Genomic DNA, 12,423 nt, shown 5'->3' with positions numbered 1-12,423 from the left:
ATGCAAAGCGTCAGCACACAGCGATAAGGATTATAAAGTGACGGAACGCTTTTTGGCCGCGTTGTTTGGCCTGTTGTTGAGCGGCAGTGCCGTAGCGACGGACTTTCTCGTTGAAGTGCGGGTCCTGGTGCAGCGGGGTTGCATGCTGGTCAACCAGACGCGAGATGCCGGGGCACAAGCGCTGGGCCTGATCGACCTGGGCAGTGCCGCGCGGCTCGATGGCCCAGGCGCGCCCTTGAGCGGTGTACTGCACAGCCAGCGGCCGCCACGCTTGGAATGCAACCCCGACACGCCCTATCAGGTGCGGGTCGATGGCGGCCAGCACGGTGGCGCAGGTGAACTGCGCTTTCTGGCCAACGACGACGGCAAGGTCCGGCCTATTCCTTATCGCTTGTACCGCGACCCCGCCTGGCGCGAGCCGTTGGCGGTCGATGTCGCGCACTCGGCGCGGGTGCCGAGCAGCGGTTCGATCGAACTGCCACTCTATGCCCGCATCGACAAACTGGCCTGGGTACCACAGGCAGGCCTGTATGGCGACCTGCTCAAGATCACGGTCACCTGGTAAGGATGCCACCATGCACAAGGACGCGACGCCATGAACCGCACCTCGATCCTGCTGCTTACCCTCGGCCCGCTGCTGTTGCCCGGTGGTGCGGCCCATGGCACCACCACCGGGTTCATCCAGGCGCGGCTGGTGATCAGTGCGGCCTGCCAGATCAGCAGCGGCACCGACCAGCCTGCAACCCTGGGCAACCCTGGCCTGATGGACTTCGGTGAACGTGGCCCGAATTGGGACCAGCCACTGCGCAGCCGGGTCGACGAAGTGGCCGGCGAGGGCAGCTTGCAGATCAGTTGCACGCCCGAGGTCAGGGCCTTCAACGTGCGGATCAACGGCGGCCTGAATGGCAATGACGGCGTACGGCGCCTGAGCAACGGCCGTGAACTGATCCCTTATCAACTGGCGGTGGACCCGGGTGGCAACAGCCGCTACGGCATCGGCCAGGCCCGCGCCTTCACCATCAGCAGCACCCAGCAGATACCGATTCCGATCTACGGCGTGGTAGTGGCGCAACCGCGCGCGCTGCCTGCCGGGCTGTACCGCGACACCCTGAGAGTGACCCTGGACTGGTAACCACGCAAGGAGACTTCGATGCGCACGAACCTCACCCACTGCATCCTCGCCGGCCTCGGTTTGGCCTTGGCTTCCCAGGCCCAGGCCGCCACGGTGACCGGTAACATCACCTCGACGCTGACACTGATCGCGGCCTGCCAGGTCAATGGCAGTTCCGCGAGCTCAGGGTTGAACTTCGGTACCCTCAACTTCGGCACCCAGGATGCCCTGTTCGGTACTGCCAATGCCCAGGTGCTTGGCGGCACGGGTAGCGCCCTGAGCATCCTGTGTTCGGCGGGCAGCATCCCGGCGATCCGCGTGCGGGCCGGTAGCCACGATGGTCAGTCCAGCGGCGGCACGCGTGCACTCGCCGATGGCGCCGGCAACTTCGTGCCCTACGACTTCTACACCGATACCGGGCGCACCCAGGTTCTGGTCATTGACGCCACCATCACCTTGCCGACCAGTACCGGTGTGGCCCAGACCGTCAACCTGTATGGCCAGGCGCGCGGCAAGGCGGGCCTGCCAGCGGGGGTGTACACCGACACGGTGGCCGTCGAGCTGACCTTCTGAGCCATGCGCGGTTGGCTGGCAAGTGGCATCACGGGTATCGGTGTGCTGCTGGCCACGCCCCTGGGGGCGGTGCCCACCAGCACGTTCCAGGTGAATGCGCAGATCGTCGCCGGTTGCCTGGTGGTCGGTGGCGTGAGCAACTACGGCACGCTCGACTTCGGCACCCAGTCGGCGCTGGCCAGCGGCACCCTGAGCACCTCACTGGGGGGCGCCAGTGTGACGTTTCAGTGCACACCCGGGGTAACCCTGAACATGAGCCTGGACGGCGGCCAGAACAACGCCAGTGGCACACGCAACCTCAAGCGTACGGGCGGCACGCAAGTGTTGGCCTACCAGTTGTACCGCGACGCGGCGTACAGCCAAGCCTTAGGCATTGGCCAGAGCGTGGCGGTCAGTTACACCGACCCCACGTCCATCAAATTGCCGGTGTACGGCAGAACCCAGTTGACCGGCACGCTGCCGGCAGGGACCTACACCGATGTAGTGCAAGTGACGGTGACCTGGTGAAACGGCCAGCACCCATGACAGCAGTCTAAGGAGAGTGGCATGTGGGCAGGCGCGAAGTGGGCGCGTGGTTTGATCGGGTTATCGCTGCTGGCAAGCCTGCCGGCGGGGGCAGCCACCTCGGTGCTGATCTGGCCGATTGACCCGGTGCTGGAGGCTGACCAGAAGGCCGGCGCACTGTGGCTGGAAAACCGCGGCTCTGCGCCGGCGAACCTGCAGGTGCGGGTGTTCGCTTGGCGCCAGGGTGATTACCAAGAGCAGTTTCAGGCACAGCGCGACATCATTGGCAGCCCGCCCGTGGCCAATATCGCCCCGGGGCAAAAGCAGTTGATCCGCCTGACCCGCACCGGCAGTTCGCCCGCCGGCCAAGAGCAGGCCTATCGCATCATCATCGACGAAATCCCCCCAGCAGTCCCGGCAGACAACGCCAGCCAGGGCGCTACGGCCGCGATCCGCCTGCAGATGCGTTATTCGGTGCCGCTGTTCGTCTACGGCGAAGGGTTGTGGGGCAAGGCCGACCCTGAAGGCAAACGTAATGCCGAAGGAGTGGGCAAGCCGCAACTGAGCTGGCACGCAGTGACCGTGCAGGGCAAACCCTACGTCGAGCTGCGCAACACCGGCCCGGTGCATGCGCGCCTGACCGATGTGGTGGTGCAGCAAGGCAGCCAGAGCAAACCGCTGGCCGAAGGCCTGCTGGGCTATGTATTGCCCGGTGCCAGCATGCGTTGGCCGGCGCCGATGGCGCCGAGCGCCGGCAGTGTGCTGAAAGGGCGGGTCAATGGCCAGAACGTGGCGGATGCCATCCGCCAAGGTCAATGAGCCTGCGGCTGAATGAAGGGCAGGGGCCAGGGAGGACCCGGCAATGGTCGGAAACCGTGTGTGAAATGGCTGTCGGCGACGCCGCGCCGCTGGTGCCTGGGGCTGGCCCTGTTCGGCCCCTGCCTGGCGCTGGCCGACGACCTGCCGCCACCGCCCACGGAGATGTCCGCCATCGCCGACGCCACGCTGTACCTCGACCTGCTGGTGAACCAGATGCCCAGGGCTGAACTGGTGCCCGTGCAGCAACGGGCCGGGCAACTGTTTCTGGGCAGTGATGTGCTGCGCGCGGCCGGCATCAGCCTGCCGAACGATCCCCAGGGCGAGGTGGCACTGGATGCCGTGCCAGGCCTGCACGCCGACTACGACAGCCAGAACCAGCGCCTGCTACTGCAGGTGCCGCCGGCCTGGCTGCCGGACCAACAGGTGGGCGATCGCAACCTGTACCCGGCCAGCGATGCGCGCAGCAGTTTCGGCGCCTTGTTCAACTACGACCTGTACCTGAATGACACCGATGAGGGTGGCACCTACCTGGCAGCCTGGAACGAACTGCGCCTGTTCGACAGCTGGGGGACGTTCTCCAGTACCGGCCAGTGGCGCCAGTCGTTCAATGGCGCCCAGGCCGATCAGTCGCGCCAGGGCTTCCTGCGTTACGACAGCACCTGGCGCTTCACTGATGAACAACGGCTGCTCAGCTACGAAGCCGGTGATTTCGTCACCGGTGCCTTGCCCTGGACCAGCGCGGTGCGGGTCGGCGGCCTGCAACTGTCGCGCGATTTCGCGGCTCGTCCGGACCTGGTGACCTACCCGCTGCCCGCATTCGCCGGAGAGGCGGCGGTACCGACCTCGCTGGACCTGTTCATCAACGGCTACAAGTCCAGCAGTACCGAGCTGCAACCTGGCCCGTACACCCTGACCAACGTGCCGTTCATCAACGGTGCTGGCGAGGCGGTGGTGGTAACCACCGACGCCCTCGGCCGGCAGGTGTCGACCACGCTGCCGTTCTATGTCACCAGCAGCCTGCTGCAAAAGGGCCTGTCGGACTTCTCGGTAGCTGCCGGTAGCCTGCGCCGCGATTATGCAGTGCGCGATTTCAGTTATGGCCCAGGAGTCGCCTCGGGGAGCTTGCGCTATGGCCTCAGCGACAGCTTTACCCTGGAGAGCCACCTCGAAACCGCCGAGTCACTGGTACTGGGCGGCTTGGGTGGCAACATGCGCCTGGGCAACTTCGGGGTGCTGAATGCGGCCTTGGCACAGAGCCAGTTCGACGGCGAGAAGGGCCATCAGGTCGCCCTCGGCTACCAGTACAACAGCCAGCGCATCGGCTTCAGCTACCAGCGCCTGCAGCGCCATGGCGACTACGCCGACCTGTCTCGGGTCGACAGCCCGGACATGCAGTTGAGCCAACGTAGCGAGCAGGTCACCGTCAGCCTCAACCTCAATGAATACGGCAGCCTCGGCGCTGGCTATTTCGACGTACGCGCCGCAGACGCTTCGCGCACGCGCCTGATCAACCTGAGCTGGAGCAAGCCGCTGTGGGGCAACAGCAGCATCTACCTGTCGGCCAACCGCGAAATCGGTGACAGCCAGTGGGCTGTGCAGGCGCAATTGGTCATGCCGTTCGACCTTAACGGTACCCTGGCGTTAAGCGCAGAACGCAGCAAGGAAGGCGAGGACTTGCAGCGGGTCAACTACAGCAGGGCGGTGCCGGTGGGTGGCGGCGTCGGGTACAACCTGGGGTATGCCACCGGTGGCAACCGCGATGCCTATCGCCAGGCCGATGTCACCTGGCGCCTGCAGTCGGTGCAGTTGCAGGCCGGTGTATACGGCAGCAGTGGCGAGATGACCCGTTGGGCAGACGCCAGCGGCTCGCTGGTCTGGATGGACGCCGGGGTGTTCGCCGCCAACCGCATCGACGACGCCTTCGTGGTGGTCAGCACCAACGGCTACGCCGATGTGCCGGTGCGCTACGAGAACCAGCAGATCGGCCGCACCGACAGCAGCGGCCATTTGCTGGTGCCGTACAGCAGCGGTTACTACCGGGGCAAGTATGAGATCGACCCGATGGACCTGCCGCCCGACATCCTGGCACCCGAAGTGGAGCAGCGTGTGGCGGTGCGTCGTGGCAGCGGCTACTTGCTGGAGTTCCCGCTCAGGCGCGTGCTGGCGGCGAGTATCGAGTTGGTGGACGCTAGCCAGCAGGTGATCAAGCTCGGCAGCCGAGTGACCCACGAGGAAAGTGGCAGCCAGGCGGTGGTTGGCTGGGATGGGTTGGTCTACCTGGAGAACCTCTCGCCGCACAACCGGCTGCAGGTGGCGCTGGAGGGCGGAGGGCAGTGCCAAGTCGAATTCGACCTGCCTGAAGGCGCAGGTTCTGTTCCCTTGATCGGCCCATTGGTGTGCCGATGAAGGCCTGGCAGCGAGGGTTGTGGGCGTGCGCGCTGCTGCTGCTGCTGCCGGCAGGTGCGGCGTGGGGCAAGTGTTTGTCGGTGCCAACCTCGCCCGCAGCGTTTGGCACCATCAGTTCGACCCTGGTCCGCAGCACAGTACAGACCGCTTTCAGCAGCAATTCGGGGTTGCAGTGCAACGGCTCGGTGCTCAGTGTGCTCGGCAGTGGCGATACCTTTAAAGCGACCATTCTGCCGGCTACCGGAGGTTTGGTCGGCCCCACCGGTGACGTCATCCCCTACACGCTGTATGCCGACAGCAGCACCAACTACCCGATCACCCGTGGTGTGGCCTTCGATTTTGCCCGCAACGGCATTCTTGACCTGCTCGGGTTGCTCAACGGTACACCCAAGGCGGTGCCGATCTACATGCGCACGCAGCTCAACAGTAACGTCGCGGCAGGGCTTTACCAGGAGACGCTGAGCGTCAACTGGGCCTGGAACTACTGCGATGGGATAGGCATTGGCGGTTTGTGCATCGGCCGAGATAACAGTTCCGGCACCCAGTTTCTCACGGTCAGCCTGACGGTCAGCAACGACTGCCAGATCACCACACCCACCATCAGTTTCGGCAGTGCGCCGGTGGTGTCGGGGTTTGCCACGGTGAACCAAGGCGTGAGCCTGTCATGTACCAAGGGCACCAGCTACACGGTGGGGCTGGATGACGGGCAGAACGTGTCGGGTGGGCGGCGCAGGATGAAGTCGGCGGCCAACAATTACCTGGCCTACGATATCTTCAAGAGCGCCAGTGCAGTGCGCTGGGGCTCGGTCACCGGTGCCCGGCGTTCGAGCAGTGATGCCGATATCAATCCAGGGGTGGGTACGGGGACAGGCAGCCAGGTGTTCAACTACAACGCCAAGGTGTACACCGACCAGGCCACACCGCCGGCGGCGAGCTACACCGACAGTGTGACGTTGGATGTGCAGTTTTAGCGTTCTACTGAACCTGCCTCTTCGCGGGCAAGTCGGACCGCCGCACCGCCGCTCCCACCCGAACTGTGTAGCCTCAAATTGTGGGAGCGGGCTTGCCCCGCGAAGGGGCCTTGAAGGTCAACGCAGGTCGTCAGCCATCTTCAGCAATGTCTCCAACACTGCCCCTGCCAGCGCCTTCGACCGCGCCCCAGACCACCCGGTAACGGCATTGGGTGCATCGTCATGGTCCTTGAAGGGCATTTCCAGCGTCAGTGACAGGCAGTCATGAGCCATGCCCACCGCATTGCACGCCAGCGTGGTATTGGCTTGCCCAGGCTCATCACGTGTATAGCCATGCACGGTCTGGAAGTCCGGGGTCACGCTGCACAGCGTGCTCCGGAACTGCTCCTCCAGCTTAGCCAGGCGTGGTGTGTAACCGGGGTTGCCCTCGCACGCCGCAGTGAACACATGGGGGATTTCTTCATCCCCGTGCACATCGATGAACGCATCCACCCCGTACTGCTTCATCTGCGCCTGGGCAAAGAACACCTCAGGGCTGAACTCGACGCTGGCGTCCTGCCAGGCACGGTTGAGGTCCTTGCCCTTGAAGTTGGTGCGCAGATGCCCGAGGAAGGCGCCGTCCGGGTTCATGTTGGGGATCAGGTACAGGTCAGCCTTTGCCAGCAGTTGCTGCACCTGGCCATCGTTGGCTTGCAGGCGGTCGATCACGCCCTCCATGAACCACTCGGCCATGTGCTCGCCCGGGTGTTGCTGGGCAATCAGCCACAGCTTGCGCTTGCCGGTTGCGCCGTCGCCTGCACGCAGCAAGGGGATATCGCGCCCTTGCACGCTGCGGCCGCTGGCCAGCAGTTCGACACCGGGGATCTGCTTGGCGCGCTCGATCAGTTGATTGTGGCGCGCGCGCGGGTAGGGCTCGAAATAGGCGAACCAGATTTGTTCCTGCTCGGCAGTCACTTCGAATGACAATGCCTTGCCATCGAACTGGCTGGGTACGCGGAACCAGGTCTGCTGGTCGTAGGAGGCCACGGCGTTGTACCCGGCCCAGGCATTCTTGTAGGAGGATGCGGAGGCGTTATCCAGGCTGAAGCGATGGACCTGGCCCGGCGTCAACCCGCTGACCTTGAAGTGAAACCACTGGAAGTGGCCGCTGTGGGTGTCCGGCCGGATGTTCAGGTGGACCTTGGCAGGGTTGCTGGCATCCAGTACCTGGATGTTGCCGGAATCGAAATCGCAGTCGATCTGCAGGGGGGACAGCGTCACGGTCATCGCCGGGCTCCTTGACGGGCTTTGTTGTGGGGTTACTGTACACCGGTTGCGCGCTTGAGTGATGCAGGTGGCCTGTTGCTTCAGGTGTCGAGGGTTCGATAGTCACTGGTTTGTGCGTTGTTTTGCATATTAGGTTATCGCTAAAATTAATTTCATTTATTAACTGGCTGCCGCTAGAGTCCAGGTTCCCTACCTGCAAGGAGCCGCGGATGTCCATCCGATCCCACCTTCTGATGATTGCCGCCAGCGCATTGCTGGCGACCCAAGCCTTCGCAACCGAACGCCTGACCCTGCGCATTGGTGACCAGAAAGGCAACATGCGTGCGCAGCTGGAGGCCGCCGGTGCCTTGCGCGACTTGCCCTACGACATTCAATGGGCCGAGTTCCCCGCCGCTGCGCCCTTGGCCGAGGCGCTGAATGCTGGGGCGATCGATGCCGGCATCATCGGCGATGCACCGTTGCTGTTCGTGCTCGCCTCAGGGGCGCCGGTCAAGGCGATCGCCGTCGACAAGTCCGACCCTTACGGCACGGCATTGTTGGTGAACCCCGACGCGCCCTTCAACAGCGCCGCCGACCTCAAGGGCAAGCGCATCGCCACGGGCCGCGGGTCGATTGGCCATCACCTGGCGCTCAAGGCCCTGGACCAGGCTGGCCTGTCGGAAAAGGACGTGGAGTTTCGCTTTCTCGGCCCGGTCGATGCCAAGATTGCCTTGGCCAATGGCGCGGTGGACGCCTGGTCGACCTGGGAGCCCTACACCGCGCTGTCCGAGTTGAGCGGGCAGGGCAGGGTGCTGGTCAATGGCCGTGGCCTGTCCAGCGGCAACAGCTTCCTCGCAGCCACCGACAGCGCGCTGGAGGATGCGCCACGCCGGGCCGCACTGCAGGACTACCTGGCACGCCTGGCCGGCGCCCAGGTCTGGGCGTATCAGCACCTGGACAGTTATTCGAAAACCCTCGCGGCGATCATCGGCTTCCCTGAAGAGGCCGCGCGCCTGCAGTTCGAACGCCGCCAATTGCGCTGGCAGGCCATCGATGCCACCACCATTGCCGAACAACAGGAAACCGCCGACTTCTATAAAGCCCACGGCCTGATGAGCCAACGGCTGGATGTGTCACCGACCTTCGCCAGCGGCTTCAGCGTGCCCGCAGCCGATGCACTGGCCGCTCAACATTGACCCTGTGGCGGGCTTGCCTGCAAGCGGCCACGGCAGTTACAGGGTTTCTCCGAAGTCGAAGGCGATCACCGACAAACAGATGGCGCCCTTGCTGCTTGCCGCAGTCAGCAAGATGACGCTTTGAATGTCCTGATCAGGATGGCTCGCGCTCCAGGCTTTGCCGGGCCATCCACTTCAGCAGCGTTGCGATGGGCACGCGGCGGTGCACTTCGTGACGCTGCTGTGCAGCAGCGCCGTCGCCCATGCGTTCGCGATAGCGGCTCAGAATCAGATGCTGGCCATCCTCGGAGACCCGCGCCTCGAGCTCGTGCAGCACCTGCTGGCGAGTGTCGCGCTGCAGGCGCCTGAACAGCACCACCGGCTGGGCATCATTCATCGAAGGGTACCCCGGTACAGCTCGCGGGCCGTTTGCCAGGCGCGCCTGCCTTGCCTTCGGCCACCCGCTCGGCACGCTGTTGGGCGGTGTAGTCACGCACGGCCAGGTAGTAATCAGGCAGGATCCGCAACGTGTCGGTAACCGGCAGCGCTTCGGCGCGGCCATCCACCACACTGCCTGCCATGGCCACATTGCCCAGGGTGTCGACCGTGTCGCTGTTGTCGCCGAACGGGTCGACCGCCAAGCTCAGCACGCTGCCGGTCGCATCGCGCAGGTTGTGGGTGCCCAGCAGCGGTAGCTCGACGATCGGGCCATCGGCGATGTTCCACACGCCGAAGGTTTGGCCAAAGTCCGACGTGTGTCGGGGTAGCCCCATCTTCCCGGACACATCGATCAAGCCGGCGACGCCCAGGGTCGTGTTGAACATGAAGCGCGTGAGGCTGGTCATCGCCCGTTCGCCGTTGCCTTGCAACAGGTCGTTGACCAAGACCTTGGGTTCGCCGAAGTTGGCGGCGAAGTTGTGGACGCCCTGCCGGGTGAAATCAGGCAATGCGCTATAGCCACGGGCGACCGGTGCCAGCAGGTAATCGTCGACACTGCGGTTGAAGGCGAACACGGCGCGGTTGGCGGGCTCGGCGGGGTCGCTGAGCTGATAGGCCACAGGGCCACAGGCACTGGCAGGTGGCCGCTGGCTGCAGCCGCCGGCAGCGAGCAATGACAAGGCCAGTAGCGCATGGCGGGCTGAAAACCAGGCAGTGGGGGTAGCGGTGGGCATGGGCACATTCCAGACAAGAACTGGCGCCGATGGTGTGGCCGGTTGATTGCCTGGGAATGTCTGGATTATTGCCCGGCTGACACTTTGTTTCCGGGTTGAAATATATGACGGCAGCCCTGGGATGGCCGTAAAGTAAGCCTTTACTCTAGTGCCACTCAGTTAAGCGTCATCGGCTGTCATTGGGGCTGCTGTGCAGCCCATCGCAGCGGTTCGGCGACCCGACAAGCCAGCTCCTACAGGAATAGCGTCTTTCTTGTGAATTTCGCTCACCTGTAGGAGCTGGCTTGCCTGCGATGGGCCGCGCAGCGGCCCCCTTGGCCCTAACTGACGGGCATTAGCTTTTACTCCCTCTGTTCGCGGTGCCCCGGTGTGAGCCATTTGCTGATTGTCGACGATGATGTCGAAGTACTCGACCTGCTGCAGAAGTTTCTCCGCCAGCACGGCTACGAGGTCGATGTGGCCAGTGATGGCCAAGGCCTTTGGCAGGCACTCGAACGGCGCGTGCCGGACTTGGTCATTTTGGATGTCATGCTACCGGGCGACAGTGGCCTGGTGCTGTGCCAGCGCTTGCAGGCCGAGTACAAGGTAGCGGTGATCATGCTCACCGCCATGGGCGAACTGAGCGACCGTGTGGTGGGCTTGGAGCTGGGCGCGGACGACTACCTGACCAAGCCGTTCGCCGCTCGCGAGTTGCTGGCCCGGGTGCGGGCGGTGCTGCGCCGGGCAGGCGAGAGTCCGGGCAGCCCAGTGCCTGCCTCGTCGCGTGCCGTACTCGAATTCTCTGGCTGGCAGCTGGACGTGCTGCGACGTGAGTTGCGCTCGCCGGAGGGGGTCATGATCCCCTTGTCCAACGGCGAATTCGAGCTGCTGCTGGTGTTCGCCGAGCACCCCAGGCGCGTGCTCAGCCGCCAGCAACTGCTGGACCTGGCGCGTGGCGAAGCGCACGAGGCCTATGACCGCAGCATCGACGTGCAGGTGAGCCGGCTGCGGCGCAAGCTTGAAAGCGACGGCGACAGCGAACCGTTGATCCGCACCTTGCGCAACGTCGGCTACCTGTTCACCGCCTGCGTGACCAAACGATGAGGCTGTTGGCCTGGGCGCGCAGGGCCCTGCCACGGCCACGCGTCACCATTGCCCGCTGGATCGCGCTCACTACCCTGGCGGCCATGCTCAGCCTGCTGCTGCTCAAGTGGCTGTTCGGTGTGCTGCTCAGCGTCTGGGCGCAGCCGCCGTTGCTGGAAAGCGGCTTGATTGAGAAGGTTGCTACCGTCGCCCGCATGGTCGACGCCGCACCTGTGGCGCAGCGGCCGACCTTGGCCAGCGCCGCAGGTGATGTGTCGTATAGCGTGCAATGGCTACTGCAGCGTGACGAGGCCGGTTTGCCAGCCCTGGTAGATAACGAATTTCACCAAGGTGCGCCGACATTGCGCGCACTTCTGGCGCGCCCGGACGCGCAGATCGAAGTCTACGGGCCGTCCGACTTGCCCGCGCAGGCGCAACCGCGTGGCTATGCGCTTCTGATCGAACTGTCAGACAAGTCATGGCTGCTCTATCGCGCCACCGATCGCAGCTGGGGGCTGGATGAACTGCCGCGCAACCTGATCATTGTGGCGCTGATGATCGTCTCCAGCCTGGCGCTCGCGCTATTTGCCACACGCTACCTGGCCCGCCCTCTGGAGCGCTTCGCCGAAGGTGCGCGGCGCTTTGGCAAAGACTTCAACGCCCCACCGATCCCAGTGGTCGGCCCTTACGACCTGCGCCAGGCCATTCTGGCTTTCAACGCTACCCAGGCCCAGCTCAAGCATTTTCTCGACGACCGCACGCAGATGCTCGCGGCGATTTCCCATGACCTGCGCGCCCCGTTGACACGCATGCGCCTGCGCGCCGAGTTCATCGAAGAGGGCGAACTGCAGGCCAAGTTGTTCAAGGACGTGGACGAGATGCAGGCGATGGTCGACGCCGCGCTTCAGTTTTTCCGCGATGATGCACGGCTGGAGCCGGCCACGGCGTTCGACCTGGGCGAATTGTTGTCGACCGTGGTCGACGACTTCAAGGATGCGGGGGTGGACATCGACCTCAGCGGGCCGCGCCGGTGGGTCTATGTGGGCCGCCCCATTGGTATCAAGCGGGTGATGGTCAACCTGATCGAAAATGCGGTGAAGTACGGCACCGAGCCGACGGTGCAGTTGGCGATCACTGACGAGCAGATCATCATCCGCGTTCTTGACCGAGGCCCGGGCATCCCAGAGCACTTGCAAGCATGCGTTTTCGAGCCCTTCTACCGCATCGAAGGCTCACGCAACAAGGACACCGGCGGGGTCGGCCTGGGCTTGCCGGCGGCGCGCGCTATTGTCCTTGAACAGGGCGGTAGCGTGACCCTGAGCAACCGCCAGGGCGGTGGGCTCAAGGTCACGGTCACGCTGCCTGTCGGCTGACCCACCTGTGGC

Annotated in this window: 13 protein-coding genes; 10 read left to right on the top strand and 3 right to left on the bottom strand. The window is 64.2% G+C overall.

Annotation, left to right across the window (positions count from 1 at the left end):
* Nucleotides 1–37: 37 nt before the first annotated feature.
* Genes OO306_RS18575 through OO306_RS18545 form a run of 7 tightly spaced genes read left to right on the top strand, consistent with a single transcriptional unit; the run spans nt 38 to nt 6,384 of the window.
* Entirely contained in the window at nt 38–565 is a 528-nt protein-coding gene (locus OO306_RS18575; protein ID WP_265969572.1) for a spore coat U domain-containing protein, read from the top strand.
* Nucleotides 566–595: 30 nt separating this feature from the next.
* Nucleotides 596–1,132 carry a spore coat U domain-containing protein gene (locus OO306_RS18570; protein WP_099429911.1) on the top strand — a complete coding sequence of 179 codons (537 nt, stop codon included), beginning with the start codon at nt 596–598 and terminating at the stop codon, nt 1,130–1,132.
* An 18-nt stretch (nt 1,133–1,150) separates the two neighbouring features.
* The gene (locus tag OO306_RS18565; RefSeq protein ID WP_027593899.1) at nt 1,151–1,684 is read left to right on the top strand and encodes a spore coat protein U domain-containing protein; all 534 of its coding nucleotides are present in this window, start codon (nt 1,151–1,153) and stop codon (nt 1,682–1,684) included.
* 3 nt (nt 1,685–1,687) lie between these two features.
* Nucleotides 1,688–2,191, top strand: coding sequence for a spore coat U domain-containing protein (locus OO306_RS18560; protein ID WP_265969571.1), 504 nt, complete (start codon nt 1,688–1,690; stop codon nt 2,189–2,191).
* A 39-nt stretch (nt 2,192–2,230) separates the two neighbouring features.
* Nucleotides 2,231–3,007, top strand: a complete 777-nt coding sequence (locus tag OO306_RS18555; RefSeq protein WP_265969570.1) for a molecular chaperone — start codon at nt 2,231–2,233, stop codon at nt 3,005–3,007.
* A gap of 60 nt (nt 3,008–3,067) precedes the next feature.
* On the top strand, nt 3,068–5,413 hold the full coding sequence (locus OO306_RS18550) for a fimbria/pilus outer membrane usher protein (protein WP_265969569.1): 2,346 nt from the start codon (nt 3,068–3,070) through the stop codon (nt 5,411–5,413).
* On the top strand, nt 5,410–6,384 hold the full coding sequence (locus tag OO306_RS18545) for a spore coat U domain-containing protein (protein WP_265969568.1): 975 nt from the start codon (nt 5,410–5,412) through the stop codon (nt 6,382–6,384). The genes OO306_RS18550 and OO306_RS18545 overlap by 4 nt, the downstream gene beginning before the upstream one ends.
* 117 nt (nt 6,385–6,501) lie before the next feature.
* On the opposite strand, the gene OO306_RS18540 is transcribed toward OO306_RS18545, so the two are convergent.
* Entirely contained in the window at nt 6,502–7,650 is a 1,149-nt protein-coding gene (locus OO306_RS18540; RefSeq protein WP_265969567.1) for a M14-type cytosolic carboxypeptidase, read from the bottom strand.
* A gap of 209 nt (nt 7,651–7,859) precedes the next feature.
* On the opposite strand from OO306_RS18540, the gene OO306_RS18535 reads away from it, so the two are divergent.
* Nucleotides 7,860–8,825, top strand: coding sequence for an ABC transporter substrate-binding protein (locus tag OO306_RS18535; RefSeq protein ID WP_265969566.1), 966 nt, complete (start codon nt 7,860–7,862; stop codon nt 8,823–8,825).
* Between the two features lie 133 nt (nt 8,826–8,958).
* On the opposite strand, the gene OO306_RS18530 is transcribed toward OO306_RS18535, so the two are convergent.
* Both OO306_RS18530 and OO306_RS18525 read right to left on the bottom strand, forming a co-directional pair.
* Complete coding sequence (locus OO306_RS18530) at nt 8,959–9,201, bottom strand: hypothetical protein (protein WP_265969565.1); 243 nt, start codon at nt 9,199–9,201, stop codon at nt 8,959–8,961.
* Nucleotides 9,194–9,976, bottom strand: a complete 783-nt coding sequence (locus OO306_RS18525; protein WP_265969564.1) for a VacJ family lipoprotein — start codon at nt 9,974–9,976, stop codon at nt 9,194–9,196. Before OO306_RS18525 ends, OO306_RS18530 begins: the two co-directional genes overlap by 8 nt.
* Before the next feature lie 369 nt (nt 9,977–10,345).
* Here OO306_RS18525 and OO306_RS18520 point away from each other — a divergent pair, with 369 nt between their 5' ends.
* Entirely contained in the window at nt 10,346–11,059 is a 714-nt protein-coding gene (locus OO306_RS18520; protein ID WP_265969563.1) for a response regulator, read from the top strand.
* On the top strand, nt 11,056–12,411 hold the full coding sequence (locus tag OO306_RS18515; RefSeq protein WP_265969562.1) for an ATP-binding protein: 1,356 nt from the start codon (nt 11,056–11,058) through the stop codon (nt 12,409–12,411). The genes OO306_RS18520 and OO306_RS18515 overlap by 4 nt, the downstream gene beginning before the upstream one ends.
* The last annotated feature ends 12 nt before the right edge of the window (nt 12,412–12,423 follow it).

Source organism: Pseudomonas sp. DCB_AW (assembly GCF_026240895.1).
GTDB classification, from domain to species: domain Bacteria; phylum Pseudomonadota; class Gammaproteobacteria; order Pseudomonadales; family Pseudomonadaceae; genus Aquipseudomonas; species Aquipseudomonas kermanshahensis.
This window is presented reverse-complemented; position numbering and strand designations above follow the sequence as displayed.